We start from the raw sequence: 25532 nt of genomic DNA, 5'->3' as shown, positions 1-25532 counted from the left end.
CGCAATGGAGTCAGGAGATGCCCAATGCGTAGCCCCATCAAGCTTGAATTTTCCGAGAAGTACGACGAACAACATGCGCGTGAGTACTTTCTCAAGCACCAGGATGGCCTGGCGCGACGTCTATCCCACAAGCGAGATGAGCAACTGGCGCGTCGTGCCCTGGCATTGGCCGGTGAGCCTGGCCTGGTCCTTGACCTGCCGTGCGGTGCCGGCCGCTTCTGGCCACTGCTGGCAGAAAAACCCAACCGGGTGATCATTGGTGCTGACAACTCCGAGGCGATGATCGAGACAGCCTGTGCCGCGCAACCGCCAGAGGTGGTGGCACGGGTACGGCCCTTGCAAACCTCGGCGTTTGCCATCGACCTGCCGGACAATTCGGTGGACAGCATTTTCTGCATGCGCCTGTTCCATCACATTGGCGAAGCGCCGCACAGAAAGGCCATTCTTTCGGAATTTCAACGGGTTAGCCGTGATAGTGTGATCCTGTCACTGTGGGTGGATGGCAACTTCAAGGCCTGGCGCCGGAAAAAGCTGGAGCAGCGCCGCAGCGCCAAGGCCGAGCAGGACAATTACCAGAACCGTTTCGTGTTACCGGCCGATACGGTCGAAGAAGAATTCACGGCCGCCGGCTTCAGAATCCAGGAGCGCCTCGACTTCCTGCCGTTCTATGCCATGTGGCGGGTCTATGTGTTGCGTAAGGGGTAGTGTTTGATGGCTGTAGCCCAGAAAGGGGAGTCGCGGTTCGATTTTTACTGGCGCCAGCAGGGCGAGTGGGTCGAGGAGCCTAACCAGCGGCGCGGTGGCGAGAGTGGCGTGCAACGCCTCAACGATGCCGATGGCAAGCTGCTGTACGCCAAGCGCCAGGTCGGGCATATCTACCGCAGCCTGCTACACCCTTTCGGGCGGCCCACCGTACTGCGTGAACTCGATGCGCTGAACAGCTTCGAGCAGCTGGGCGTGCGTGTACCGCGCATCGTCTTCTGTGGCGCCGAGCGCGATGCCGACCACCAGTGGCGTGCGCTGCTGGTGAGCGAAGCGCTGGACGGCTTCGTCGAGCTCGACACCTGGCATGCCGAAGGTGCCCGTGAGCGCTACCCACAGGTGGTGCATGAGCGCATGCTCAAGGACCTGGCGGACAACCTCGCGCGCATGCACCTTGGGCATTGGCAGCACGGCTGCCTGTATGGCAAGCATGTGTTCATCAAGGTGATCGGCGAGGGCGAGCAGGCCCGCGTCGAAGTGGCGCTGCTGGACCTGGAGAAGTGCCGGCGGCGCATCAGCTGCCAGCGCGCGGCGGGTAACGACCTGCGCCAGTTGCGCCGCCATTCGTCGTTGAACGATGCGGAGTGGCAAACACTGCTCTACTTTTACCAGATGGCGTTTGGCAGCGCTGTCAAAGGGTTAGAGTAATGAAACTAGAAATAGCTCGAGCTTTATTCCTGATTGCTGGCCTGGCGGTGACCACCGTGGCGGTGGCAGCCTGGGAAGAGCCGAGGCCAATGGTGTTCAGCAAGGCCGCGATGGCCGACCAGTGTGCGTTGCCGCGGGATCTTAAACCGCAGCAGCAGGCCAAGGTCGAGCCGGACCAGGACCTGTTGCTGTTCCTGTTCGGCATGCGCCAGGGCTTGCGGCCGTCTGGCTGAAGCTGGGGTGGAGGGAAATGCCAGAGGCCCCGCAATCGCGGGGCCTCTGGCGTTTTTGCATGTGCCTCACCGGCCTTTTCGCGGGCTTGCCCGCTCCCACAGGTACTGCACTGGTTCCGAAACGGGTGCCATACCTGTGGGAGCGGGCAAGCCCGCGAAGAGGCCCGTTCAGGCCTCAACGGGCTCCTTGGCCACCGTCTTGTGCGCCAGCAAGGTGTAGATACACGGCAGCACAAACAGGGTAAACAGCGTCCCGATCGACATCCCGGTGGCAATCACCGTACCGATGTCAAAACGGCTGACCGCGCCCGCCCCGGTCGCCAGAATCAACGGCACCATGCCGAACACCATTGCCGCCGTGGTCATCAGCACCGGCCGCAGGCGAATGGCCGCCGCTTCCTCGATCGCCTCGCGCACGCTCAGGCCCAGTTCCTTGCGCAACTGGTTGGCGAACTCGACGATCAGGATACCGTGCTTGCTGATCAGCCCGATCAACGTCACCAGCCCGACCTGGGTGTAGATGTTCATGCTCGATATGCCGAGGAACAGCGGCAACAGCGCGCCGCAGATCGACAAGGGTACCGTCACCAGAATCACCAACGGGTCGCGGAAGCTTTCGAACTGCGCCGCCAGCACCAGGAAGATGATCGCCAGCGCCAGGCCGAAGGTGACCCACAACGCGCTGCCTTCCTGCACATACTGGCGGGCCACGCCGGCGTAGTCGAAGGCGAAGCCTTCCGGGGCTTCTTCGCGGGCGATGTCCTGCACCGTCTGCAGCGCCTCGCCCAGGCTGACCATGGGCACGCCCTGGATGATCGCTGCGTTCAACTGCTGGAACTGGTTGAGCTGGCGTGGGCGGGCGCGGTCGCTGAGGGTGATCAGGGTCGACAGTGGCAGCAGTTGGCCCTGGTCGTTCTTCACGTAGTAGTTGTTCAGCCAGCCGGGGTTGTCGCGGTACGGCCGCTCGACCTGGGCAATCACCTTGTAGCTGCGGCCTTCCAGGGTGAAGCGGTTGATTTCCGCCTCGCCCAGCAAGGTCGCCAGGGTGCCGCCCAGGGTGTCCATCGATACCCCCATCTGCGCCGCCTTGGCCCGGTCGATATCGACTACCACCTCGGGCTTGTCGAAGGCCAGGTCGATGTCGAGGAAGGCGAACTTGCCCGACTCCTGGGCGCGGGCCTTGATGCGTTGGGCCACATCCAGCAGCGCCGGGTAGTCACCCGCGGTATTGATCACGAACTGGAACGGCAGGCCCTCGCCAGTGCCGGGCAGCGACGGCAGGTTGAAGCCGAAGATCTGCAGGCCGGCGATTTCCTCGAGCTTGGCCTGCACCAGCGGCAGCAGCTCCATCTGCGTGCGCTCGCGCTCGCTCCAGGGCTTGAGCAAAAAGCCGCCGATGCCGCTTTGCACGCCATTGAAACCGTTGATCTGGAACGACGAGTAGTACTCCGGGAAGGCCTTGAACAACGGGGTGAACTCGTCGGTGTAGGCGTTGAGGTAGTCGAGGTTGGCCGGCTGTGGCGAACTGCTCATCATGAAGATCACCCCTTGGTCTTCGTTGGGCGCCAGTTCGTTCTGGGTGAACTTGAGCAGCACCGGGATCAGGCACAGGATGATCAGCGCAAACACCAGCACCACTGGCCGGCTGTCCAGAGTGGCGTGCAGTAGGCGCTGGTAGCGCACTTTCAGGCGCCCGAACAACAGGTCCAGGCGATGGGCCAGGCCGCTGGGGTTCTGCTCATGGCGCAGCAGCAGGGCGCACATCATCGGTGACAGGGTGAGGGCGACGATGCCGGAAATGATCACCGCGCCGGCCAGGGTCAGGGCAAATTCCTTGAACAAGGCGCCGGTCAGCCCGGTGAGGAAGCCTATTGGCGCATATACCGCTGCCAGGGTGATGGTCATCGATATCACCGGCATGGCGATTTCGCGGGCGCCTTCAAGGGCCGCATCGAACGGCGACTTGCCTTCTTCCATATGCCGGTGGATGTTCTCCACTACGACAATGGCATCGTCCACCACCAGGCCGATGGCCAGCACCATGGCCAGCAGGGTCAGCAGGTTGAGCGAATAGCCCATCATCTGCATGAAGAACAGCACGCCGATCATCGACAGGGGAATGGTCACCACCGGGATCAGTACCGAACGCAGGGCGCCGAGGAACAGGAACACCACCACGATGACGATCAGCACCGCTTCACCAAGGGTCTTGATCACTTCGTCGATGGAGGCCTGGATGAACAGCGTGGCATCGTAGGCGATCGAGACCTTCAGCGCCGAGGGCAACTGGCTTTCCAGCTCGGGCATGATGCGCCGCACTTCCTTGATGACTTCCAGCGGGTTGGCGGCCGGGGTGGCCTTGATGCCGATGTATACCGAGGGGGTGCCGTCGAACGAGCTGACCGTGTCGTAGTTTTCCGCGCCCATTTCGACCCTTGCCACATCGCCCAGCAGCACGCGGCTGTCGCCGCTGGTCTTGACCGGCAGGGCGGCGAACGCCTCGGCCGACTTCAGCTCGGTGCTGGCGTTGATGCTGGTGACCACGTATTCGCCCTTCACTTCGCCGGCGGCAGACAGGAAGTTGTAGCGGCGCACGGCAGTGGTGACGTCGGTGGCCGACAGGCCGAAGCCGGCCAGTTTCACCGGGTCGATCCAGATGCGCATGGCAAATACCTGGTTGCCGAGGATTTCCGCCTCGGCCATGCCCGGCAGGGTGGCCAGTTTGGGCTGGATCACCCGGGACAGGTAGTCGGTGATCTGTGGGTTGCTCATCTCTTTGCTGTAGAAGCTGATGTACATCAGCGCCGAGGCATCGGCGGCTTCCTTGCTCAACACCGGGTCTTCGGAGTCCTGGGGCAGTTTGTTGCGCACCTCGTTGGCCTTGGCCAGCAATTCGGTGAACAGCCGGTCGCTGTCGGCGCCGATGCGCGCATAGATGGAGATGATCGAGAAGTTCTGCCGGCTCACCGAGGTCATGTAGTCGATGCCTTCGGCGCTGGCCAGGCTTTGCTGCAGCGGCTGGGTGATGTAGCCCTGGATGGTCTCGGCGTTGGCGCCGGGGTAGGCGGTGGTCACGGTGATCAGGGCGTTTTCCATTTGCGGGTACTGGCGGATCTGCAGCGTGTTCCAGGCCTGGAAACCCAGCAGCAGGATCAGCAGGCTGACCACGCTGGCCAGCACCGGGCGGCGGATGAACGGGTCGGTGAACGCCATGCCAGCCTCCTGTCAGTCCTTGTCCGGTGCGCCCTGTTCGGGCTTGAGGGCTTTGTCCTGGCCGATGCGGATCGCGGCGCCAGGGGTGAGCTTGAGTTGCCCGGCGGTGACCACCTGTTCCCCGGCCTGCAGGCCCTTGCTGACCACCACCACGCCGTCGCGGCGCTCGCCAGTCTGCACGGTGCGTTGCTCGGCGGTCAGTTGCGGCTGGCCATCCTTGTCCTTTTTCGGCGTGGCGACGTATACCGAGTTGCCATACAGGGTGTAGGTGATGGCGCTTTCCGGCACCACCACCTGCGGCTGCGGGTCGGGCAGCAGGATCAGCAGGCTGGCGAACATGCCGGGCAGCAGTTTGCCGTCCGGGTTGGCCATGGTGGCGCGCACCAGCAGGTTGCGCGTGGTTTCCTCGACCTTGGGGTTGATGGCGCTGAGGCTGGCAGGGAAGGTCTGGCCCGGATAGGCGGCTACTTGCACCAGCACCTGCTGGCCCAGGCTCAGGTGTGGCAGGGCTTGTTCCGGCACGTTGAAGTCGACATACAGGCTGGACAGGTCCTGCAGGGTGGCGATCACGCTGCCGGCAGCCAGGTAATCGCCGACGTCCACCTGGCGGATGCCGATGGTGCCGCTGAATGGCGCGCTGATGCTCTTCTTGGTCTTCGACGCCTTGAGTTGCTCGACCACTGCTTTGTTGCGCAGGTACTGGGCGTTGAGGCGGTCGAACTCACCACGGGAGATGGCCGAATCGCCAACCAGTTGGCTACCCCGGCCGAAGTCGACCTTGGCCAGGCCCAGGTCAGCCTGGGCGGTGCCGAGCAGTGCGGTCTCCTGGTCGTCGTTGAGCCGCAGCAACAGTTGCCCGGCTTTCACCTTTTGCCCGGAGTCGAAGTACAGGGCCTTGACGATGCCTTCCACCTCCAGGCTCAGCTCCACGCCCTGCAACGCCTTGAGGCTACCGACGGCAGGCAGGCGCTGTTGCCACTGGCGCTGTTCGGCCAGGGCAGCCGCCACGGTGATGGGCGGCTTGGGGGCAGTGAACACCTGGATCTGCTGGTAGATCGAGAAGAATTTGTAGCCCCCCAGGGCCAGCACGATCAGCAGAACCACGGCCAACATGATGAGCATGCGGCGGCGCAGCATAGGTCCGGTTCCTTGGATACGGTTGTTATTCGCTTGGACACGACAACGGGCGATCCTGCCCACGTGTGGATGGGGGAAGTATTGACTGTTTTTCGGGGAAGGGGAGTGAATTGCCTGCACCGGCCCTATCGCCGGCAAGCCAGCTCCCACAGGTACACTACTGGTCTCGGGGCCTGTGGTGTACCTGTGGGAGCTGGCTTGCCGGCGATAGGGCCGGTGCAGGCAGCAGAAAAATCAGACCAGATGCAGGTGGTTGTCCCAGAAACCGGACGGCAGGTTCATCGGCTGCCCGACCAGCTCGGCCTTGCGGCAATCATAGAAGCGGCAACGGCCTTGCCCGGAGGTGACGACAAAGCCGTCCTTCACCGCGCCAACCCCCGCGCAGTCGGGCATCGGTGCATCCAGCCGCACCGCGCCACTGTCCAGGTCCCAGACGAACAAACGGTTGGCACGGGGCGCGGTCAGCGCTACCAGCCGCAGTTCGCTGTGGATGGCGACGCTGGCGGTGTACTGGGCCATGGCCTGCAACTGCCGCTCCGGCACCGGGAACGCCTTGAACGGCTCGCCCGGGCGCTTGATCGCCAGCAGCTCGGCGGTTTCATCGGCATCGCCCATGAACTGCTGGCAAGCGGCGATGGTGCCATCGCTGCCCACCGCCAGGTGGCGCACGCTGTTCATCTGCTGGGCCAGGGTTTCCTTGCTCAGCAGGGTGCCGTCACGCTGCATCAGCACCAGGCTCGGCTCCATGGCGTCGAGGTTCATCTCCACCCGGCTTTCGGCTTCGGTACGGATACCACCGTTGGCCACGATCAGCGTTTCGCCGTCCGGTAGCCAGGCCACTTCGTGCGGGCCAATGCCGTGGGTCGGGATCTCGCCGGTGTGCACCAGGCGCTCGCCTTCGAAGCGGTACACGCCGAGCACGCCACGCCCCGGGTCGGTGGTGTCGTTCTCGGTGGCATACAGCCATTCGCCACCTTTGTGAATGACCGCGTGGCCGTAGAAGTGCCGGTTCGGTTGCGAGGCAACGGTCTGCAGCAGGCGCCCGTCGCGCAGGTCGACCAGGTAGCTCTCGGTACCGGGGCGGCGGGCGACGAACAGGGCGACTGGTAGCTCGGGGTGGTGAATGATGGCATGGCAACGCTGGGCGACCTGGGTGCTGAACACCTGGGTGCCGTCCAGGCGGAAACCGACGGCGTAGTGCTTGCCGTCGCCGTCGTCACGCGCCGAGAGCAGCAGGGGTTCGCTGCTTTTGTTGCGGAACAGGCTCCAGCCGCCCAGGGTCAGGGCGCTGAGCAATACGCTACCGAGTTTGAGGGCCTGGCGTCGCAACATGATCAGTCACCGTCGTTGGCATTGAAGCCCAGCTGGATGTTCAACGCCTTGGCCAGCTCGCCTTCGTGCAGGCGGTGGACGACGTTGAGGCTGTCGTAGATCTGGTTGAGGGCCTGTTGGCCGGCGTCGTCGGCCAGCAACTCGTCCAGGGTCTTTTGGTTGTCGGCCAGCAGTTTGAGCGAGGTAGCGTAGGCGTCGTCGATCTTGTCTGCCAGGGCTGTCTGATCGCTGGGCAGCAGGCCGCGCAGGCCCTGGTTGTCGACCCCGACCCACACTGCCTGGGCGGCCTTGAGGCTGGCTTGCAGGCTGTTCATCGAATTGTGGCTACGCCAGGCTTCGGCCTGCAGTGGCTGCGGGATGCCTTTGCTCTGGCGGCCCATCGGTGCACCGAGCTTTTTCTTCAGGGTGTCCAGGGCGGTGACCTGGGCGCGCAGCAGGTCGGCGATGGCCTCATGGGAGTCGGCGTAGCGCTGGTTGGGGAACTTGGTCATCTGCGAGAGCATGCCGTCGGTGCTGTTCCAGCCCTTGAGGATCTCCTCGGCCAGGGCCTTCTGGTGTTCGCCGATGGCCACCAGCAGCGGGCAGTAGCGGGCTTTCTGCTCTGCAGTGGCGATATCGGGCTTGCTGTCGAAGAGGATGTACTCGTAGGCCGACAGGCCACGTACCACTACGCTGGCCTTGCCCAGAGCCGCGACATCGACCGGCTTGTCGCCGTTGACCAACTGCTCGACCTGGCGCCCGACCAGGTTCTTCTTGTCGGGCCAGAACTGTACCTGCCAAGCGCGGTTGCCTTCGGCCAGCGGGCCTACCAGCAGCGGTTGCAGCTCGGCCCAGGCCTTTTGCGCGTTGAGGAAGTCGGCACGGGCCTTGTCCAGGGTTTCCTTGCCTTCGCAGTAGGCCAGGGCGCTGGCAGCCAGCGTGCGGTCGGCTTCGACCCAGCGGCTGTAGGTGGGCAGGATCACCTGCTTGGCGATGGCGGCGGAGGTGACTGCTTGCGGGTCCTGCGGCGAGCAGGCGCCGAGGGCGAGTGCGGCGAGGCTGGTGAACAACAGTTTGGGTCGGAACATGCCCGGCTCCTTGCGCTTTTAAAGTGAGTTCAGGAAGGCCAGCAGCGCGGTGCGCTGCTCGGCATCGAAAGTGAGTACGAAGTTGCGTGCCGCCTCGGCCTCGCCGCCATGCCAGAGCACGGCTTCGAGCAGGTTGCGGGCGCGGCCGTCGTGTAGGAACTGGCTGTGGCCACTGACCGTTTCGCTAAGGCCGATGCCCCACAATGGCGGGGTGCGCCAGTCTTGGCCGTTGGCGGCGAATTCGGTGCGTTCGTCGGCCAGGCCCGGGCCCATGTCATGCAGCAGCAGGTCGCTGTAGGGGCGGATCAGCTGATTGGCCAGCTCCGGCTCGCCGGCATCGGCGGCGGTGGTGAACTGAGGTGTGTGGCAACCCTGGCAGCCTGCCTGGTAGAACAGGTTCTTGCCCGCCAGTACCTGTGGCGAACCTACGTCGCGGCGGGCCGGCACGGCAAGGTTGCGGGTATAGAAAGTGACCAGGCGCAGGATGTTGTCGCTGACTTCCTTCTCGTCATCGGCGCCGTCGCCGTTGGGCGCGGCCAGGCAGTCGGCCTGGGCCGGCGTGCAGTCGTCGTTGGGCTGCAAGGTGGTGGTCAGGCCCATGTCGCCGGCAAAGGCATGCACATTCTGCTGGTTGACGTTGGGCTGCCCGGCCTTCCAGCCGAAGCGACCGACCACGGTCTTGCCCAGGGCATCGTCCCAGACCCGGTTGGCCCGCCCGCGGATGCCGTCGCGGTTGCGGTCGTCGGGGTCTTCGTTGGCCAGCAGGTCGGCCTCAGGGATGGCTTCGAGCAGGCCCAGGCCGATCATCGGCGGTGCCACCCGTGCTGAAAAACGCGTGTCGGGGTGCATCACGCCATAGCCGAGCTGGGTGATCTGCAGGGCCGGCTTGCGCAGTTCGACCTGGTGGCCGTCCTTGAACGACACGGTCTGGCTGGTGTAGCTCACCCGTACCTTGCCTTCGGGCGTCACGCCGGGGATGGCCATGTCCTGCAGCTGGGTGCCGTACACCGGCTCGGGCACCACGCCGAGGCGCTCGATCACCTTGGCCAGGTAGGGCTGGTCGGGAATCGACAGGCGCACCAGCATGCCCACCGCGTTGCTGTCGCCCGGCTCTGGCGGGTGGCCGCGGCCGTCGCGCACGTGGCAGTTCTGGCAGGCGTTGGTGTTGAACAGCGGGCCCAGGCCGTCACGCGCGGTGGTGGTGGACGGGGCAATCACCCAGGGGTTGCGGAAGAAGCTGTTGCCCACGGCGAAGTCCAGGCGCCGCTCGGGCGAGAGGTTGGCCGAGGGCAGGGAATAGGCATTGCGGTCGCTGCGCTGCACGGTCGCCTTGCCAGCCGACAAGGCTTCGCCGGGCTCGGCCTGGGTGAAACGCGGGGCGTCGTCACAGGCGGCGAGGGCCAAGGCCAGCAGCAGAAGGGGGAGTCGGGACAGCGACGAGGACATGCAAAATCCTGGGCGTGGACGAAAAACCGGCGTGCAAGCTTAGCAGGGTGGGGGAGTTTGAATAAGAGCAATTTGCAATTGCTGGATGAAATCGGTGTCAGTTGGCCATGGCCTGTGTTGGCCTGTTCCGGCCCTATCGCCGGCAAGCCAGCTCCCACAGGTAAAGCTCAGGCCCTGAAGCCAGTGCTATACCTGTGGGAGCTGGCTTGCCGGCGATAGCGCCAGAAGCAAAAAAGGCGACCCGAAGGCCGCCTCTTTCAGAACCGCTACAGCAGGATCAGAACTCGTGATCCGCGGTATCCGGGTTCAGGTTGGCAATGCCCAGCTTGCCTGCAGCCTGCTCGATCGCACCGGTCTGCTTGACCAGCGAGGCGATGGCGTCACGCACGATCTGGTTGCCGGCGGCGTTGTCGGCGGCGATCAGCTGGTCGTAGTGCTCGCCTTTGAGGGCGTGGTCGACGATTACCTGGATCTTGGCTTCGGTGGCTTCCAAATCGGCCTTGAGGGTGGCATCGGTGGCCGGGTCGACCTTGGCCACCAGCGACGACAGGCTCGGGCCGGTCACCTTGCTGCCGTCCGGACGGGTGTACTCGCCCAGGTAGACGTTGCGGATGCCCTTGGCGTCGTAGAAGTGCGAGTAGTGGGTGTTGTCGCTGAAGCAGTCGTGCTCGTCTTCCGGCGAGTTGGCTTCCAGCGAAACCTTCATGCGCTCGCCGGCCAGTTCGCCCAGCGACAGGCTGCCCATGCCGAACAGCATCTTGCGCAGGCCGTCGTTGGCCGGCTCGGCTTCCAGCTTGGCGCGGTAGTTGTCGGCGACGTTCGGCGCCCAGTTGCCGACCATCTCTTCGAGGTCCTTGACCAGCAGGTCGGTGACCGCTTTCAGGTAGGCACGGCGGCGGTCGTTGTGGCCGCCAGTGGCGCCCTGGCCTTCCAGGTAGTCCGACGCCGGGCGGTTGCCTGCGCCTGGGCCGGTGCCGTTCAGGTCCTGGCCCCAGAGCAGGAACTCGATGGCGTGGTAGCCGGTGGCGACGTTGGCTTCGGAACCGCCCAGCTCGTTCAGGCTGGCCAGTTTCTCGGGGGTGATGTTCTTGACGTCGACCTTCTCTTCGCCCACCTGGATCTCGGTGTTGGCGATGATGTTGGCGTTGGCCGCCGGGTTGCCCAGGGCGTGTTCGTAGCTCTTGTCGACGTAGTCGATCAGGCCTTCGTCCAGGGGCCAGGCGTTCACCTGGCCTTCCCAGTCGTCGATGATGGTGTTGCCGAAGCGGAAGACTTCGCTCTGCAGGTACGGTACGCGCGAGGCGAACCAGGCTTCCTTGGCGGCCTTCAGGGTTTCGTCGTTGGGCGTGGCCAGGAACGCGTCGATGGCGCTCTGCAGGGTCTTGGCGGTGCTCAGCGAATCGCTGTACACGGCGTAGACCAGCTCGGCGTAATGCTTGACCACGGCCTTGCCGGCGGCTTCGTCGACAGCCCCGGGCGCGGCGGCGGTGCTGGCGGCAGCGGGTGCCTGGGCTTGCGGCGCGGCGGCCTTGTCGTCCTTGCCTTCACCGCAACCGGCGAGGGCGATGGCAATGGCCAGCAGACTGGCGGAGGCCAGAGGCATTCGAATCATTATTGGTTTTCCTGCGTCGTGTGGTTGGACCAAGGGGGTTGACCGTGCGCCGTGGCACGCGAAACCGCAACATCATGCGAAAGATTTGCATTTGCTGTAAAGGGGGCTGGCGCGCAATTCATGTAAATGCACTTCACTGCCGGTAACCGCCGGGGCAGGCTCAGAGCATCGAAACCTGATTGCGCTGCGCCTGCTTGAGGAAACTGGTCAGCTCGCGGGCCGACAGCGGTTTGCTGTAGTGGTAGCCCTGGCCCTCGTGGCAGCCCTGGGCGACGATGTAGGTTTCCTGTTCGGCGGTTTCCACGCCTTCGGCGATCACCTGCATCCCCAGGCTCTTGCCCAGCTGGATGATGGCGCGAACGATGGTGGCGTCGTCATCGTCGTCGAGCAGGTCCTGGACGAAACTCTTGTCGATTTTGATCTTGTCCAGCGGCAGCGATTTCAGGTAGCTGAGCGACGAATAGCCGGTGCCGAAGTCGTCGATGGCAATCAATGCCCCGGAGCGGCGCAGGCTCAGCAGGTGCTGGGCGGCGGTGCTGATGTCTTCCATCAGGCCGGTCTCGGTGACTTCCAGCTCCAGGCTGCGTGGTGGCAGGCGGTAGGCCTGCAGCAGGTTGTTGACCACCCGCGGCAGTTCGCTGTGGTGCAGCTGCACGGTAGACAGGTTGACCGCCATGCGCAGGTCGCTGAAGCCCAGGTCGTGCCATTCGCGCAATTGCCGGCAGGCCTGGTCGAGCACCCATTCGCCGATGCTGATGATGCTGCCGTTCTGTTCGGCCAACGGGATGAACTGGTCCGGCGGCACCATGCCCAGCTCCGGGTGCTGCCAGCGCAGCAGCGCCTCGACGCCGACCACGCGGTGATCGCGGTAGCTGATCTGTGGCTGGTACACCAGGTACAGCTGGTTGCGCGGCAGGGCTTCGCGCAGGTCCTTTTCCAGCTCGCGGCGGCGGCGCATCTCGCTGTCGACGCTGGCGATGTAGAACTGGTAGCGGTTGCGCGAACGGGCCTTGGCCAGGGTCATGGTCTGTTCGGCCTTTTGCAGCAGTTTCTCGGTGCTGTCGCCGTCTTCGGGGAACAGGGTGATGCCGATGGTGGCGCGCAGGCGGATCTGCTGGTGGTCGAGGTCGAACGGCACTTCCAGGTCGTCGAGGATGCTCTGCGCCAGTTCGGCCGCCTCGTAGGGCTGTTCGATATTGGCCTGCACCAGGGCGAACTGGTCACCGCCCAACCGCGCCAGGGCACCCAGGCGGCCGCTATGGGCACGCAGGCGGTCCGCCAGGGCCAGCAGCAGCTGGTCGCCGACCTGGTAGCTGAACTGTTCGTTGATGCCCTTGAAGTCGTCCAGGCCCACGCATAGCACCGCCACACGGTGTTGCAGGCGGCCGCCGTCGACGAGGATCTTGTCCAGTTGCTGCTGCAGTTGCTGGCGGTTGGGCAGGCCGGTGAGAAAGTCGTATTGGGCCATGCGTTGCAGGCTGTTTTCGGCTTCGTGGCGCAGGTGGGTATTGCGCTCGATCGACGCCAGCAACTGGTTGGCAGTGTTGACCCACAAGCCCAGCTCGTTCTTCTCGTGGCCCTTGAGCAGTGGGATCTGGTGCTGGCTGGGACGGTCGGGGTTGATCTGGGTGAGATGCTCGATGATTTTCGACAGCGGTTTGGTCAGTAGCCAGTGGTAGACCAGGTACAGCACCAGGCCCATGGCCATGGCCCGCAGCACGCCGGAAATGAAGATGATCACCGCGTTGATCAGGAACCCCTCGCCGTAGGACGAGGTATCGAGGGTTATGCTCAGGTCGCCGTAGTATTCGCTGTAGGGGCCGCGGCCGACCAGTTGCGTGGTGTAGGTGCGTTCCTGGCCAAGGATCAGGTCGGTCAGCCAACGCATGGATGTGTCCCGCAGTGGGCGGGACTTTTCTGCCAGCATGGTTTCGTTGGGGTGGCCGATGGAGGCCATGCGTACCGATTCGTCCTGGAACAGGCCTTCCATCACTTGCATGCCCATTTCGCGGTCGAGGCTGTACACCGCCTGGGTCGAGGGGTCACGGAACATGTCGAGGATGCGCTGGGCATCGTTGTTCACGGTCTGGCGAGTCTTGTAGGTGTCGTAGATGATTTGCGCACAGCTGAGCACGACGCCGACCGCCAGCGCCGACAGCAGCACGACCCTCAGCAACTTGACCGACAAGCTGTTCCGCAATTCCAGCTTCAATGGGGTTTCCTTAATCCATGCGCATGGCATCATTTTGCCATCAACGATGACGATACACTATCGGTCGACCATGAGCAGTGTATCGGTTGCCTGACCCCGCAACTTGAATGCGCTATATCAATCTTCCAGACGTTTGATGTTAGCGCGCTATGCTGGCTGAGCAAGCATTTGCAGGTTGGTTGATAGTGAAATCCGTGCTGGTTTCTTCGCGGGCACAGGTATAAAAAAACCCGGCACATGGCCGGGTTCTTCGTTCAAGGCTGAATCAATCAGGCCTTGAAGGTCTTGCCTTCGAACTGTTCGGCAACGAAGGCCCAGTTGACCAGGTTCCAGAACGCCTCGACGTACTTCGGACGCAGGTTGCGGTAGTCGATGTAGTAGGCGTGTTCCCAGACGTCGCAGGTCAGCAGCGGGGTGTCGCCGCTGGTCAGCGGGCAGCCGGCGCCGATGGTGCTGGCCAGGGCCAGGGAACCGTCAGCTTTCTTCACCAGCCAGCCCCAGCCGGAACCGAAGGTGCCAACCGAAGTCTTGGTGAACTCTTCCTTGAACTTGTCGAAGGAACCGAAAGCGGCGTTGATGGCGTCAGCCAGGGCACCGGTCGGCTGGCCGCCGCCGTTTGGCGACAGGCAGTTCCAGTAGAAGGTGTGGTTCCAGACTTGAGCGGCGTTGTTGAAGATACCGCCCGAAGAGCTCTTGACGATCTCTTCCAGGGTCTTGCCTTCGAATTCGGTGCCTGGGACCAGGTTGTTCAGGTTCACGACATAGGTGTTGTGGTGCTTGTCGTGGTGATACTCCAGGGTTTCCTTGGAGATGTGCGGCTGCAGGGCATCGTGGGCGTACGGCAGCGGCGGCAATTCAAAAGCCATGGTGGATCTCCTGATTCAGGTCTGTTTGCGGTTTGCGCAAGGCCGATCACGGGCGGCCCGATAAGCGTCGGCGAGTTTGTACTCTTTGCGACGCAAGGGCTGGATCATAGCACCGGGCCCGGCGCATAACCACGCAACAAAGATAGGGAATAGAGGTTCCAGAGCGGTTGGGCGATGCCGACCGGTGGTCTCGGGTTTTGCCTGCCAGGGCCTCATCGCCGGCAAGCCGGCTCCCACAGGGATAGCACCGACCTCAGGCCTGGTGATATGCCTGTGGGAGCCGGCTTGCCGGCGATGAGGCCCTTGAGGTCAGTTGAAGATCAACTGCGCTGCCACCGCGAACATCATCACCGCCACCATCAGGTCGAGCATGCGCCAGGTCGCCGGCCGTGCCAGCCATGGTGCCAGCCAGGCCGCGCCGATCGCCAAAGTCGAGAACCACAGCAGCGAAGCACTAGCGGCCCCGGCCACGTAAGCACCAGGCTCGGTCTGCTGGGCGCCCAGCGAGCCGATCAGCAGCACCGTGTCGAGATACACGTGCGGGTTCAGCAGGGTCACCGCCAAGGCACTCAGCAGCACGGCACGGCGCGAGCGTGTGCCCTGGCCCTGCTGATGTTGCAGGCTTTGTTTCGAACAGGCGCTGCGCAACGCCTTGGCGCCGTACCAGATCAGGAACACCGCACCGCCCCAGCGGGCGACTGCCAGCAAGGTCGGGTTGTGCGCCAGCACGGTAGCCAGCCCGAACACCCCGGCAGCCACCAGGATGGCGTCACAGATGATGCACAACGCCGCCACCGGCAGGTGATGCTCGCGGCGCAGGCTTTGGGCGAGGACGAAGGCGTTCTGGGCGCCGATGGCCATGATCAGGCCGAAGGCCACCAGCATGCCGTTGAGATAGCTTTGCCACATGGCGCGCGCTCCAAAAATGAATTGCCGTAAAAGATGCTGGCCATTGTGATGAACGCCGCTGTATAAGAAAAACAAATAAAGCTGATCCGTCATTAGGAAAATCGATGTTCGACTACAAGCTGCTGGCCGCCCTCGCGGCGGTGATCGAACAGGGTGGTTTCGAGCGTGCGGCGCAGGTGCTGGGCTTGTCGCAATCGGCCATCTCCCAGCGCATCAAATTGCTTGAGGCCCGGGTCGGCCAGCCGGTGCTGGTGCGTGCCACACCGCCGAGCCCGACCGAAGTCGGCCGCCAGTTGCTCAACCATGTGCAGCAGGTGCGCCTGCTCGAACGCGACCTGCAGCGCCAGGTGCCAGCGCTGGACGAGGAGGGCATGCCGGAGCGCCTGCGCATCGCCCTCAACGCCGACAGCCTGGCCACGTGGTGGGCAGGCGCGGTGGGCAGCTTCTGCGCGCAGCAGAACGTGCTGACCGACCTGGTGGTGGAAGACCAGGAGGTGGGCCTGAAGCGCATGCGTGCGGGCGAAGTGGCGGCCTGCCTGTGCGGCAGCGAACGGCCGGTGGCCGGGGCGCGCAGCCTGCCGTTGGGGGCCATGCGCTACCGGGCGCTGGCCAGCCCGGGGTTCATGGCGCGGCATTTCCCGCAGGGTTTCGTGGCCAGCCGCCTGGCGCGTACCCCGGCGATCGTCTACGGGCCGGATGATTTCCTGCAACACCGCTACCTGGCATCGCTGGGCATCGAGGACGGTTTCCTGCACCACCTGTGCCCGTCGTCCGAAGGTTTCCTGCGCATGACCGAAGCCGGTCTGGGCTGGGGCCTGGTGCCCGAACTGCAGGCTCGTGAGCAACTGGCCAGCGGGCAGTTGGTGGAAATCTGCAGCGATACCCCCATCGATGTGCCGCTGTACTGGCATCATTGGCGCAATGGCGGGCAACTGCTCGCGCAACTGACCGACCACCTGCGGCACACCGCACGGCAATGGCTGGTGCCCTTGTAGCCACGGCTGGCGTCAGTTGCATCTGAAATCTGGCAAGACGGAGTCTTACATGCGAATTCTGGTCACTGGCGCGAGCGGCTTCATTGGCGGGCGCTTTGCGCGCTTTGCCCTGGAGCAGGGCCTGGACGTGCGGGTCAGCGGCCGCCGTGCCGAAGGTGTCGAGCACCTGGTCAAGCGCGGTGCCCAGTTCATCCCCGGCGACCTGGGCGATGCCGACCTGGCCCGCCGCCTGTGCCAGGGCGTCGAGGCGGTGGTGCATTGCGCTGGCGCCGTGGGCAACTGGGGGCGCTATCAGGACTTCTACCAAGGCAATGTGGTGCTCACCGAGAACGTGGTCGAGGGCTGCCTGAAGGAACACGTGCGGCGCCTGGTGCACCTGTCGTCGCCGTCGATCTACTTCAATGGCCGCTCGCGCCTGGACATCCGTGAAGACCAGGTGCCGCGCCGCTTCCACGACCATTACGGGCAAACCAAGCACCTGGCCGAGCAGAAAGTGTTCGGCGCCCAGGAGTTCGGCCTCGAAGTGCTGGCGTTGCGCCCGCGCTTCGTCACCGGCGCCGGCGATGCCAGCATCTTCCCGCGGCTGATGCAGATGCAGCGCAAAGGCCGCGTGTCGATCATCGGCAACGGCCTGAACAAAGTCGACTTTACCAGCGTGCACAACCTCAACGAGGCGCTGCTCAGCGCCCTGTTCGCCGACGACCGGGCACTGGGCCAGGCCTACAACATCAGCAACGGCCAGCCGCTGCCGCTGTGGGATGTGGTCAACTATGTGATGCGCCAGATGCAGTTGCCGCAGGTGACCCGCTATCGCGCCTACGGCCTGGCCTACAGCCTGGCGGCGCTGAACGAGGCGGCCTGCATGCTGTGGCCAGGGCGCCCGCAACCGACCCTGTCGCGCCTGGGCATGCAGGTGATGAGCCGTGATTTCACCCTGGATATCAGCCGTGCCCGGCAGTACCTGGACTACCAGCCCAAGGTCAGCTTGTGGACGGCGCTGGATGAATTCTGTGCCTGGTGGAAGCACCTGCCGCCGGGGCAGTGAAGCTGCCGGGCTGACAATGCTCATCTACACGTCGCGCTTGCGGTTTATACTCGTGCCTCTTTGCGACTACTGCGGTTGAATGTATCCATGCGTAACCATGCTCATGATGACTACGATGAGGTGCCTACCTTGCGGGCCGGCACCGTCGATGATGACGAACTGATACCGGCACACGTTGTGCGCAGCCGCCAGAAAGCCGCCCGTGGCGCCAGTACGGCGCCGCTGTGGGCATTGCTCGGGGCCTCGTTCATCGCCTTGGCGGGGCTGGGCTGGTGGAGCTTCCAGCAGATCTCGCTGATGGAGCAGCAACTGGTGGCGACCCAGGAAAGCTTTGCCCGCATCAGCGAAGAGGCTGCCGGGCGCTTGCAGGCGATCAGCGGCAAAGTGGCGGCCAGCGAGTCCAACGCCACCACCGGCAGCGAAGCGCTGAAACTGCAGCTTCGCCAATTGCAGCAAGGCGTGGCCGGGCAGACTGGCGACCTGGGCAAGCGCCTGGAGCAAGTGCTGGCCGATACCCGTGAACAGCAAAAGGCCGTGACCGAGCTGCAGACCCAGTTGCAGGCGCAGTTGAAGCTGGTGAATGGCGAACTGGCTGCGTTGCGCTCGGGCCAGGTCGATGGCGGCAAGCTGGATGCCCAGTTGAAGGGCTTGAACGAGCAGGTTGCTGCACTGAAGGCCGCACAGGTGGATGGTGGCAAGCTGGATAGCCAGCTCAAGAGCCTGGGCAGCGACGTGGCCGCACTGAAGAAACAGGGTAACCCGAGCGCGGCGATCCAGAGCCTGGAGCAGGACATGGTCGTGCTCAAGAGCCAGATCGACAACCGCCCGGCTGCGGCGTCGGCTAGTGGTGCTTCAGTGCAGGAGTTCGATGCCTTCCGCGCGCAGATGACCCGCAACCTGAATACCTTGCAGAGCCAGATCCAGAACCTGCAACAGCAGATCAACGCCCGGCCCTGAGATCACCTGAGCTTCTTCGCGGGCACGCCCGCTCCCACAGGGTCAACACAGCCTTCGAGCTTGGCGCTGAACCTGTGGGAGCGGGCGTGCCCGCGAATGGCCATCAATCACAACCGCGGATAATCGATGTAACCCACCGGCCCCTTGGCATAGAAGGTCTCTGGTCGCGCCTCGTTCAAAGGCGCATCCGCCGCCAGCCGCGCCGGCAGGTCAGGGTTGGCGATGAACGGCACGCCAAACGCCACCGCATCGGCCTTGCCACTGGCCAGGGCTGCATTGGCACTGGCCTTGTCGAAGCGCTCGTTGACGATGTACGGACCACCGAATGCCTCTTTGATCAGCGGGCCGATGCTGTCATCGGCTTCGCGCTCCCGCGAGCAGATGAAGGCGATGCCGCGCTTGCCCAGTTCGCGGGCCACATAGGTGAAGGTTTCGGCGCGGTCGGCGTCGCCCATGTCGTGGGCATCGGCACGCGGTGCCAGATGCACACCTACACGGTTCGCCCCCCACACGTCGATGGCCGCATCGGTCACTTCCAGCAGCAGGCGCGCACGGTTTTCCAGCGAACCGCCGTAGCGGTCGGTGCGCTGGTTGGTGCTGCTTTGCAGGAACTGGTCGAGCAGGTAGCCGTTGGCGCCGTGGATTTCCACACCATCGAAACCGGCGGCCTTGGCATTCTCGGCACCGCTGCGGTAGGCCTCGACGATGTCGATGATTTCTTCGGTTTCCAGCGCGCGCGGGGTGGGGTAGTCACTGAGCGGGCGCACCAGGCTCACATGGCCCTTGGCCTGGATCGCGCTGGGGGCTACCGGTAGCTCGCCATTCAGGTAGCTGGGGTGGGAGATACGGCCAACATGCCACAGTTGCAGGAAGATGCGCCCGCCTGCGGCATGGACGGCCTTGGTGACATTGGTCCAGCCACGCACCTGCTCATCGTTCCAGATGCCGGGGGTATCCGGGTAGCCGACGCCCATGGCGCTGACCGAGGTCGCCTCGCTGAGGATCAGCCCGGCGCTGGCGCGTTGCACGTAGTATTCGGCCATCAGGGCATTGGGCACGCGGCCGTCGTCGGCGCGGCAGCGGGTGAGCGGGGCCATGATGATGCGGTTGGGCAGTTGCAGGTCGCCCAGTGTGAGTGGATCGAAAAGTGTGGTCATGACGGTTACCTGCCTGTTCAGAGCGCTTGGCGCAGTTGTTCGAGGAACGCCTGGATAGTGGCTTCGTTGCGTTTGAAGAAGTGCCATTGGCCGATCTTCTGGCTGCTGATGAGCCCGGCGCGTTGCAAGGTGGCCAGGTGGGCGGAGACGGTGGACTGCGACAGGCCGCAGCGTTGGTCGATCTGCCCGGCACACACACCGTTTTCGGTGCTGTGGTACTGGTCGGGGAATTGCGCTGCCGGGTCCTTCAGCCAGCTGAGGATTTCTCGCCTGACCGGGTGGGCCAGCGCTTTTATGATTTCGTCGAGATCGAGAGGCATGGGTTGAGGCTCGTTGTAGCGGTATATCGCGATAGGACGAAATGTAAATCGCCAAGTCTCGATATACAAATATGAAGAGGTTCTGAGCTGAGCACGAATCGCTATATCGCGTTATAACGATATGCTGGTGAGCGGTGCTAGACTGCGCTGATGAACTACCTCGCACACTTGCACCTTGGCGGGCCGGCGCCGCAACAACTGCTTGGCAGCCTGTATGGCGACTTTGTCAAAGGCTCGCTGGAAGGGCGCTTTCCGCCTGCGCTGGAGGCGGCCATCCGGCTGCACCGGCATATCGACAGCTACACCGACCAGCACCCATTGGTGCTGGCGGCGCTGGCACGCTTTCCGCGCGAGCGGCGGCGTTTTGCCGGCATTGTCCTGGATGTGTTCTTCGACCATTGCCTGGCGCGGCATTGGCTGGACTATGCCGAGCAGCCGTTGGCGCAGTTCACTGGGGACGTTTACCGGGTACTGCTGGCCGAGCCGGAGTTGCCGGGGCGGCTGGCGCGGATTGCGCCGTTCATGGCGGCTGATGACTGGCTCGGGGCATATGGCGATTTCGCCATGCTGGAGCAGGTGTTCAATGGCATTGCCCGGCGGCTGTCGCGGCCGGAGGGGGTGGTTGGGGTGATGGGCGAGCTGGAGCGGCTGTATGAGCCGCTGATGGCTGACTTTCGTGAGTTTTACCCGCAGTTGCAGGCCTTTGCGGCGGCGGGGCGGATGTCTGACAGTTAATCCTGTGTTGGTTTTTCGCGGGCTTGCCCGCTCCCACAGGTACTGCACAAGGCTTGAGGGCTGTACGGTCGAGGTGGGAGCGGGCAAGCCCGCGAAGAGGCCAGAACAGATGATGCAATAGGCTCAGGCAGCCCGCGCCTGCCGCCGTGGCGCCACTTCAACCTCTTCAACCCCGAACAACGCCAGCTGAATCGCCTGCTGCGCCTGCAACGCCAGCACCGCGCGCTCCTTGCCCACGCTACCAATCGGCTGCAACAGGTGAATGCACACCTCGCCGCGCGGTTGGGCAAACAGGCGCATCAGGTGCGACACCAGGTCATCATCGCCAATGAACGGCGCAATCGGGTCGATCTGGCCATCACGCAGGTACTGGATGGCCACCGGCTGCACCGCCACGCCCCGGTCGATGGCACCTGCCAGCAGGCGGCCATGAAAGGTGCGCAAGGTGCGGCCGTTGGTGGTGGTGCCTTCGGGGAAGATCAGCAGCGGGCGGGCCAGGCCCAGTTGCCCGGCGATCTGCTCGCGCAGGCGCTGGCTGTCACCACCACCACGGCGAATGAACAGGGTGCCGGCCTTTTCCGCCAGCCAACCGGCCAGTGGCCAGTGGCGTACTTCGGCCTTGGACAGGAACGACAGCGGCAGCAGCATGCCGAGCAGTGGGATATCGGTCCAGGAAACATGGTTGCTGACCCACAGCATCGGCCGCTGTGGCAGCTCGCCCAGCACCCGTACCTCGAACGGCAGGGCCGCGACCAGGCGCTTCATGAACAGGCAGGTCCAGCGTTGGCGGCGCTCGATGGGCGCGTTGAACCCCAGGCGCTCGCCCAGGGCGATCATGCTGGCCATCAGCATGCCCAGCAGCAGCACCAGCAACAGTCGTGTCAGGCGGGCCAGTGCCCGCAGCTGCGGCATCAGACCGCCGCCTTGAAGTGGCGGGCGTAGCGCGGGCACAGCTCGTCGCGCTTGAGCAGGATGAATACGTCGGCCACCTGGAAGTCCTCGTCCCAGCACGGTTCGCCGCAGATCTTCGCACCCAGGCGCATGTAGGCCTTGAGCAGCGGTGGCATTTCGGCGATGACGTTGCTCGGCAGGGGCAGGTTCGGCAGCGGGTTCTTCGGCTCGGCACGCAGGTGTTCGGTACACAGGTAGCGTTCGCGCAGGCGCTGCATCACCGCATGGGCCTGCACGCCGCCGTCCTGCATGGGGATGCTGGCGCAGCCCATCAGGTAGCTGTAGCGGCCCTCGTTGAGCACTTCGGCCAGCTCGCCCCAGAGCACGGCGATGGTGCCGCCGTTGCGGTAGTCGGGGGCCACGCAAGTACGGCCCAGCTCCAGTATCGGGCCTTGCAGTTGCAGCAGGCCGTGCAGGCTGAATTCTTCTTCGCTGTAGAAACGGCCCAGGCTGCTGGCGGCCTGGTGGTCGAGCAGGCGAGTGGTGGCGACCAGCTCGCCGCTGCTCAGGTCGCGCACGCCAATGTGGCGGCAGTGCACGTCATAGTCATCCATGTCCAGGCCGTGCTCGGCACCTTTGAGCTTGGCCTTGAATTCTGCGCTGAACACTTTGTAACGCAGGGCCTGGGCCTCTTGCAGGGCCGCGGCGCCGACCAGGCGTTCGGCTTGCAGACGGCGTTCGGTGCTGTTGTCGCCAGAATGAGCGATCCGAGTCATTACGAGTCTCCATAAGCCAGCCATGAAGGGTTGCGGCCGGTCGGCTTTGTTGTGCAAAGTCAGCCTAGGTAGACGGGGTGTCACCCCTGTGAATCTTTGGTGATGCTTGCGTGACACCCACCCCGAGCCTTAACCGAAAGCCCTCAGCAAGGAGCCTACCGATGGCCTGGTTGCAACGACTCAACGACCCGCTTCGCCAAGCGCTGGCGGGCACCCTGGGCGAAACCTATGCCGTGCTGCTCGAACGCCTTGGCCCGGTTGCCCCGTTCGAACTGGCGGTACTGGGCGGGCGCGCGATGGCCACGCCGGGCCTGGCATTTCTGCTGGGTTACCAGGCCGCCTTGCGCGTGCTGTGGCCCAGCGCGCCGCCCAGCCTCGGCGCCCTGTGCGCCACCGAGCGGCGCAGCGTGCGGCCGGCGGACATGCGCACGCGCCTGGACGGTTTGCGCCTGACGGGCAGCAAGGATTTCGTCACCGCGGGCGTGGAGGCGGAGTGGCTGCTGGTGGCGGCGCGCAGTGAAGCGGCGGGGGCGGCGCCGCAGTTGAACCTGGCGGTGGTCTACCCAGGGGAGCCGGGGGTGACGCTGGAGGCGCTGCCGACCCTGCCGCTGATGCCGGAAGTGGGCCATGGCCGGCTGGTGCTGGAGCAGGCGGCGTGCGAGTTGCTGGCCGGGGATGGTTGGGATGCCTATGTGAAGCCATTCCGCTCCCTGGAGGACTTGTATGTGCTCGCGGCGTTGACGGCCTGGTTGTATGGCGTGGGGCAGGAGTGTGCCTGGCCGCAGGGTTTGCGCCTGCAGTTGCTTGGGCTACTGGCCGGGTGCGCCGAGGGTAGCCGGCAGTGTGCCGATAGCGTGGGTTGCCATTTGTTGCTGGGCGGATTGTTTGCGCAGTTCCAGGCGCTGCGGGGGGAGATCGAGGTCGCGTTGGCGGCGGGGCCGGCGCATTGGGCAGAGATCTGGCAGCGGGACCAGGGGGTGATGGCGCTGGCAGCGGCGGCGCGGGAGAAGCGCCTGAGCAAGGCTTGGGCTGCTGCGGGATTGTCATGAATGCCTGATAGGTTTGTGTGATTCGATGAATGCTGGGGCCGCTTTGCGGCCCTTTCGCGACACAAGGCCGCTCCCACAAAAGCAAGAGCGGCGCCGCACCTTGTGGGAGCGGCCTTGTGTCGCGAAAGGGCTGCAAAGCAGCCCCAAAACCGCGAGCCTGGAATGGGATGCTGAAAGGTCTGCTGTTGCTTTTTTGCCTAGCGATGGCATCCGCCAAGGCCGAAGATTGGCCCCAACCTGACTGGCCGATCGACAATGCCACCCTCGACTGGCAAGCCGTCGACGCCTACGCCTTCCCCACCCGCACCACACCCGAACGCAGCGGCATCCGCACCGATGCCCTGCTGATCATCCGCGACGGCCGCATCCTCCACGAGCGCTACAGCGCCCCCACCACCGCCGCCACCGCGCACCTCACCTGGTCGGTGAGCAAGAGCGTGCTCGCCACGCTATTGGGTATCGCCCAGGGCGAGGGGCGGTTCCAACTGCAAGACCCGGTCTCTCGCTTCTATCCACCCATGCGCGCCCACCCAGGCATGCGCATGGTCGACCTGCTGCACTGGGCCAGCGGCCTGGACTGGCAGGAAGACTACGAATATGCCCCGCTGAAGTCCTCGGTGGTAGCCATGCTGTATACCCGTGGCCGCGAGGACATGGCGGCCTACACGGCGGCGCGGGGCACGGCGGCCAGCCCTGGCCAGCGGTTTCTCTATTCCAGTGGTGACAGCAACCTGCTGGCCGCCGCGCTGCGCGGCATGCTCGATGCCGGGCAGTACCCCGATTACCCTTGGGACGCACTGTTCACCCCATTGGGTATCGACAGCGCGGTGTGGGAGCGTGATCGGACGGGTACCTACGTGGCTTCTTCGTACCTGTACCTCACGGCCCGCGACCTGGCACGCATCGGCCTGCTGATGCAGCGCGATGGGCGCTGGCAGGACCGGCAACTGCTGCCCAAGGCCTGGGTGGCCTTCAATCGCACGCCGTTTGCCCATGTCGAACCCATGCCTGGCGAGGCCAACCCTGGCGGCCACTGGTGGCTCAACCAGCCGCTGGCCGGTGCCGCACGGCCTTGGCCGAGTGCGCCCGTAGACACCTACGCCGCCCTTGGCCATTGGGGCCAGGCCCTGTACGTGCTGCCCGCGCAAAAACTGGTGATCGTGCGTTATGCCGATGACCGGGACGGCAGCTACCGCCACGACGAACTGCTCAAGCGGGTACTGGCGGCGCTGGCTGGGGAGGGCACATGAAGCAGGTATTGTTGCTGGTGTTGCTGGGGCTTTCGTACTGGGCTTGGCAGGAGCGCCATGCGCTGGCGGATTTCCCCGGCATCCTCTCGGCCTACTCGGCCAAGGAATATTGCTCGTGTCGCTTTGTCATGGGCTTCGAGCAGGCGTATTGCCAAGGCTACGTGAAGCAGTGGCTGCCGCTGCGCCTGCTGGAGGAAGACAGCCAGCAGCGGCGGGTCAGCGCTGAAGGGCTGGGGCGAAGCAACCAGGCTGCCTGGCAGGGCCCGCGCGAGGGCTGCCGCTTGCTGCCATGAAGGCGGGCGGGTAAGGTTGGCGGTCTGGTTTCACGAGATCTGTCATGTTCAAGTTGCCCCGTCTGCTTCCTGCCTTGTTGCTGGCTTTTTGCCTGCCCGTTCACGCCAACTGGCACCTCGATGGCGAGTCGTCGCGCCTGTCGTTCATCACCGGCAAGAACGGTGACACGGCCGAAGTGCACCGTTTTCTGGTGCTGCATGGCACGGTCGATCGCAAGGGCGTGGCGGGGTTGCGCATCGAGATGGATTCGGTGAGCAGCGGCATCCCACTGCGGGACGAGCAGATGCGCGACAATCTGTTCGAGGTCGAGCGCTTCGCCGAGGCCACCGTGAAAGCGCAGATCGACCTGCGGCCAATCAACGACCTGGCCGACGGCGCCCAGATCGAACTGCGCCTGCCGCTCACCGTTACCTTGCACGGCCAGTCCCACAGCTACAACGCTCTGCTGCTGGCCACCCGCCTGGACCAGCGGCGCTTCCAGGTGGTGACCCTGGAGCCCTTGGTACTGCGCGCCGAGGACTTCGACCTGATGCCAGGGCTGCAAAGCCTGCGCAAGTTCGCCGGGCTCAAGTCGATCAACCCGTCGGTACCGGTTAGCGCGGTGCTGATCTTCACCGCCCGCTGAT

24 protein-coding genes are annotated in these 25532 nt (G+C 64.3%); 11 read left to right on the top strand and 13 right to left on the bottom strand.

The window, feature by feature from the left end:
* Positions 1-24 precede the first annotated feature (24 nt).
* From TZ03_RS13995 to TZ03_RS13985, 3 genes are read left to right on the top strand one after another with little or no spacing between them, the layout of a single operon-like run.
* Positions 25-705, top strand: coding sequence for a class I SAM-dependent methyltransferase (locus TZ03_RS13995; protein WP_051098495.1), 681 nt, complete (start codon positions 25-27; stop codon positions 703-705).
* Positions 706-711: 6 nt separating this feature from the next.
* Entirely contained in the window at positions 712-1410 is a 699-nt protein-coding gene (locus TZ03_RS13990; RefSeq protein ID WP_051098493.1) for a lipopolysaccharide kinase InaA family protein, read from the top strand.
* Positions 1410-1643, top strand: coding sequence for a hypothetical protein (locus TZ03_RS13985; RefSeq protein WP_051098491.1), 234 nt, complete (start codon positions 1410-1412; stop codon positions 1641-1643). Before TZ03_RS13990 ends, TZ03_RS13985 begins: the two co-directional genes overlap by 1 nt.
* A gap of 168 nt (positions 1644-1811) precedes the next feature.
* Here the strand turns inward: TZ03_RS13985 and TZ03_RS13980 are convergent, their stop codons facing one another.
* The 9 genes from TZ03_RS13980 to TZ03_RS13940 all read right to left on the bottom strand — a co-directional run bounded on the left by TZ03_RS13980 (position 1812) and on the right by TZ03_RS13940 (position 15437).
* A complete protein-coding gene (locus tag TZ03_RS13980) occupies positions 1812-4856 on the bottom strand; it encodes a multidrug efflux RND transporter permease subunit (RefSeq protein ID WP_051098489.1) in 3045 nt (1014 codons plus the stop codon).
* Between the two features lie 12 nt (positions 4857-4868).
* Entirely contained in the window at positions 4869-5993 is a 1125-nt protein-coding gene (locus tag TZ03_RS13975; protein ID WP_051098487.1) for an efflux RND transporter periplasmic adaptor subunit, read from the bottom strand.
* Positions 5994-6227: 234 nt separating this feature from the next.
* A complete protein-coding gene (locus TZ03_RS13970; protein ID WP_051098485.1) occupies positions 6228-7325 on the bottom strand; it encodes a DUF1513 domain-containing protein in 1098 nt (365 codons plus the stop codon).
* 2 nt (positions 7326-7327) lie between these two features.
* Positions 7328-8392 (bottom strand): imelysin family protein, encoded by a 1065-nt coding sequence (locus TZ03_RS13965; RefSeq protein WP_051098483.1) that lies wholly within the window; start codon positions 8390-8392, stop codon positions 7328-7330.
* 18 nt (positions 8393-8410) lie between these two features.
* Entirely contained in the window at positions 8411-9838 is a 1428-nt protein-coding gene (locus TZ03_RS13960; protein WP_051098481.1) for a di-heme oxidoredictase family protein, read from the bottom strand.
* Positions 9839-10115: 277 nt separating this feature from the next.
* Positions 10116-11450 (bottom strand): imelysin family protein, encoded by a 1335-nt coding sequence (locus TZ03_RS13955; protein WP_051098479.1) that lies wholly within the window; start codon positions 11448-11450, stop codon positions 10116-10118.
* A gap of 160 nt (positions 11451-11610) precedes the next feature.
* Positions 11611-13662 (bottom strand): putative bifunctional diguanylate cyclase/phosphodiesterase, encoded by a 2052-nt coding sequence (locus TZ03_RS13950; RefSeq protein ID WP_051098478.1) that lies wholly within the window; start codon positions 13660-13662, stop codon positions 11611-11613.
* A gap of 269 nt (positions 13663-13931) precedes the next feature.
* Positions 13932-14528 carry a superoxide dismutase gene (locus tag TZ03_RS13945; RefSeq protein WP_003255187.1) on the bottom strand — a complete coding sequence of 199 codons (597 nt, stop codon included), beginning with the start codon at positions 14526-14528 and terminating at the stop codon, positions 13932-13934.
* A 309-nt stretch (positions 14529-14837) separates the two neighbouring features.
* The gene (locus TZ03_RS13940; RefSeq protein ID WP_051098475.1) at positions 14838-15437 is read right to left on the bottom strand and encodes a LysE/ArgO family amino acid transporter; all 600 of its coding nucleotides are present in this window, start codon (positions 15435-15437) and stop codon (positions 14838-14840) included.
* 104 nt (positions 15438-15541) lie between these two features.
* On the opposite strand from TZ03_RS13940, the gene TZ03_RS13935 reads away from it, so the two are divergent.
* The 3 genes from TZ03_RS13935 (at position 15542) to TZ03_RS13925 (ending at position 18434) form a co-directional block, all read left to right on the top strand.
* Positions 15542-16432, top strand: coding sequence for a LysR family transcriptional regulator ArgP (locus TZ03_RS13935; protein ID WP_051098473.1), 891 nt, complete (start codon positions 15542-15544; stop codon positions 16430-16432).
* A 49-nt stretch (positions 16433-16481) separates the two neighbouring features.
* Positions 16482-17477 carry an NAD-dependent epimerase/dehydratase family protein gene (locus tag TZ03_RS13930; RefSeq protein WP_051098471.1) on the top strand — a complete coding sequence of 332 codons (996 nt, stop codon included), beginning with the start codon at positions 16482-16484 and terminating at the stop codon, positions 17475-17477.
* An 87-nt stretch (positions 17478-17564) separates the two neighbouring features.
* Positions 17565-18434 carry a hypothetical protein gene (locus tag TZ03_RS13925; protein ID WP_051098469.1) on the top strand — a complete coding sequence of 290 codons (870 nt, stop codon included), beginning with the start codon at positions 17565-17567 and terminating at the stop codon, positions 18432-18434.
* A gap of 107 nt (positions 18435-18541) precedes the next feature.
* Here the strand turns inward: TZ03_RS13925 and TZ03_RS13920 are convergent, their stop codons facing one another.
* Positions 18542-19591, bottom strand: a complete 1050-nt coding sequence (locus TZ03_RS13920) for an alkene reductase (RefSeq protein WP_051098466.1) — start codon at positions 19589-19591, stop codon at positions 18542-18544.
* Between the two features lie 17 nt (positions 19592-19608).
* Positions 19609-19911 carry an ArsR/SmtB family transcription factor gene (locus TZ03_RS13915; RefSeq protein WP_051098465.1) on the bottom strand — a complete coding sequence of 101 codons (303 nt, stop codon included), beginning with the start codon at positions 19909-19911 and terminating at the stop codon, positions 19609-19611.
* A 150-nt stretch (positions 19912-20061) separates the two neighbouring features.
* Here TZ03_RS13915 and TZ03_RS13910 point away from each other — a divergent pair, with 150 nt between their 5' ends.
* Positions 20062-20646 (top strand): ACP phosphodiesterase, encoded by a 585-nt coding sequence (locus tag TZ03_RS13910; protein ID WP_051098463.1) that lies wholly within the window; start codon positions 20062-20064, stop codon positions 20644-20646.
* A gap of 123 nt (positions 20647-20769) precedes the next feature.
* On the opposite strand, the gene TZ03_RS13905 is transcribed toward TZ03_RS13910, so the two are convergent.
* Both TZ03_RS13905 and olsB read right to left on the bottom strand, forming a co-directional pair.
* Positions 20770-21558 (bottom strand): lysophospholipid acyltransferase family protein, encoded by a 789-nt coding sequence (locus tag TZ03_RS13905; protein ID WP_051098461.1) that lies wholly within the window; start codon positions 21556-21558, stop codon positions 20770-20772.
* The gene (olsB, locus tag TZ03_RS13900; RefSeq protein ID WP_051098458.1) at positions 21558-22313 is read right to left on the bottom strand and encodes an L-ornithine N(alpha)-acyltransferase; all 756 of its coding nucleotides are present in this window, start codon (positions 22311-22313) and stop codon (positions 21558-21560) included. Before olsB ends, TZ03_RS13905 begins: the two co-directional genes overlap by 1 nt.
* Before the next feature lie 161 nt (positions 22314-22474).
* Between olsB and TZ03_RS13895 the strand changes: the two genes are divergently transcribed.
* The 4 genes from TZ03_RS13895 (at position 22475) to TZ03_RS13880 (ending at position 25531) form a co-directional block, all read left to right on the top strand.
* Entirely contained in the window at positions 22475-23362 is an 888-nt protein-coding gene (locus TZ03_RS13895) for an acyl-CoA dehydrogenase (RefSeq protein WP_051098456.1), read from the top strand.
* A 167-nt stretch (positions 23363-23529) separates the two neighbouring features.
* On the top strand, positions 23530-24612 hold the full coding sequence (locus tag TZ03_RS13890) for a serine hydrolase domain-containing protein (RefSeq protein ID WP_051098454.1): 1083 nt from the start codon (positions 23530-23532) through the stop codon (positions 24610-24612).
* The gene (locus TZ03_RS13885; RefSeq protein WP_051098452.1) at positions 24609-24905 is read left to right on the top strand and encodes a hypothetical protein; all 297 of its coding nucleotides are present in this window, start codon (positions 24609-24611) and stop codon (positions 24903-24905) included. The genes TZ03_RS13890 and TZ03_RS13885 overlap by 4 nt, the downstream gene beginning before the upstream one ends.
* Before the next feature lie 44 nt (positions 24906-24949).
* Complete coding sequence (locus TZ03_RS13880; protein WP_051098449.1) at positions 24950-25531, top strand: YceI family protein; 582 nt, start codon at positions 24950-24952, stop codon at positions 25529-25531.
* Position 25532 lies beyond the last annotated feature (1 nt).

Source organism: Pseudomonas sp. 10-1B (assembly GCF_000935045.1).
Taxonomy (GTDB): Bacteria; Pseudomonadota; Gammaproteobacteria; order Pseudomonadales; family Pseudomonadaceae; genus Aquipseudomonas.
This window is presented reverse-complemented; position numbering and strand designations above follow the sequence as displayed.

Bases quoted from the DNA above. Each gene is read 5' to 3' on its own strand.
- TZ03_RS13995 (WP_051098495.1), top strand. From the start codon at position 25: ATGCGTAGCCCCATCAAGCTTGAATTTTCCGAGAAGTACGACGAACAA.
- TZ03_RS13990 (WP_051098493.1), top strand. From the start codon at position 712: ATGGCTGTAGCCCAGAAAGGGGAGTCGCGGTTCGATTTTTACTGGCGC.
- TZ03_RS13985 (WP_051098491.1), top strand. From the start codon at position 1,410: ATGAAACTAGAAATAGCTCGAGCTTTATTCCTGATTGCTGGCCTGGCG.
- TZ03_RS13980 (WP_051098489.1), bottom strand. From the start codon at position 4,856: ATGGCGTTCACCGACCCGTTCATCCGCCGCCCGGTGCTGGCCAGCGTG.
- TZ03_RS13975 (WP_051098487.1), bottom strand. From the start codon at position 5,993: ATGCTGCGCCGCCGCATGCTCATCATGTTGGCCGTGGTTCTGCTGATC.
- TZ03_RS13970 (WP_051098485.1), bottom strand. From the start codon at position 7,325: ATGTTGCGACGCCAGGCCCTCAAACTCGGTAGCGTATTGCTCAGCGCC.
- TZ03_RS13965 (WP_051098483.1), bottom strand. From the start codon at position 8,392: ATGTTCCGACCCAAACTGTTGTTCACCAGCCTCGCCGCACTCGCCCTC.
- TZ03_RS13960 (WP_051098481.1), bottom strand. From the start codon at position 9,838: ATGTCCTCGTCGCTGTCCCGACTCCCCCTTCTGCTGCTGGCCTTGGCC.
- TZ03_RS13955 (WP_051098479.1), bottom strand. From the start codon at position 11,450: ATGATTCGAATGCCTCTGGCCTCCGCCAGTCTGCTGGCCATTGCCATC.
- TZ03_RS13945 (WP_003255187.1), bottom strand. From the start codon at position 14,528: ATGGCTTTTGAATTGCCGCCGCTGCCGTACGCCCACGATGCCCTGCAG.
- TZ03_RS13940 (WP_051098475.1), bottom strand. From the start codon at position 15,437: ATGTGGCAAAGCTATCTCAACGGCATGCTGGTGGCCTTCGGCCTGATC.
- TZ03_RS13935 (WP_051098473.1), top strand. From the start codon at position 15,542: ATGTTCGACTACAAGCTGCTGGCCGCCCTCGCGGCGGTGATCGAACAG.
- TZ03_RS13930 (WP_051098471.1), top strand. From the start codon at position 16,482: ATGCGAATTCTGGTCACTGGCGCGAGCGGCTTCATTGGCGGGCGCTTT.
- TZ03_RS13925 (WP_051098469.1), top strand. From the start codon at position 17,565: ATGCGTAACCATGCTCATGATGACTACGATGAGGTGCCTACCTTGCGG.
- TZ03_RS13920 (WP_051098466.1), bottom strand. From the start codon at position 19,591: ATGACCACACTTTTCGATCCACTCACACTGGGCGACCTGCAACTGCCC.
- TZ03_RS13915 (WP_051098465.1), bottom strand. From the start codon at position 19,911: ATGCCTCTCGATCTCGACGAAATCATAAAAGCGCTGGCCCACCCGGTC.
- TZ03_RS13910 (WP_051098463.1), top strand. From the start codon at position 20,062: ATGAACTACCTCGCACACTTGCACCTTGGCGGGCCGGCGCCGCAACAA.
- TZ03_RS13905 (WP_051098461.1), bottom strand. From the start codon at position 21,558: ATGCCGCAGCTGCGGGCACTGGCCCGCCTGACACGACTGTTGCTGGTG.
- olsB (WP_051098458.1), bottom strand. From the start codon at position 22,313: ATGACTCGGATCGCTCATTCTGGCGACAACAGCACCGAACGCCGTCTG.
- TZ03_RS13895 (WP_051098456.1), top strand. From the start codon at position 22,475: ATGGCCTGGTTGCAACGACTCAACGACCCGCTTCGCCAAGCGCTGGCG.
- TZ03_RS13890 (WP_051098454.1), top strand. From the start codon at position 23,530: ATGCTGAAAGGTCTGCTGTTGCTTTTTTGCCTAGCGATGGCATCCGCC.
- TZ03_RS13885 (WP_051098452.1), top strand. From the start codon at position 24,609: ATGAAGCAGGTATTGTTGCTGGTGTTGCTGGGGCTTTCGTACTGGGCT.
- TZ03_RS13880 (WP_051098449.1), top strand. From the start codon at position 24,950: ATGTTCAAGTTGCCCCGTCTGCTTCCTGCCTTGTTGCTGGCTTTTTGC.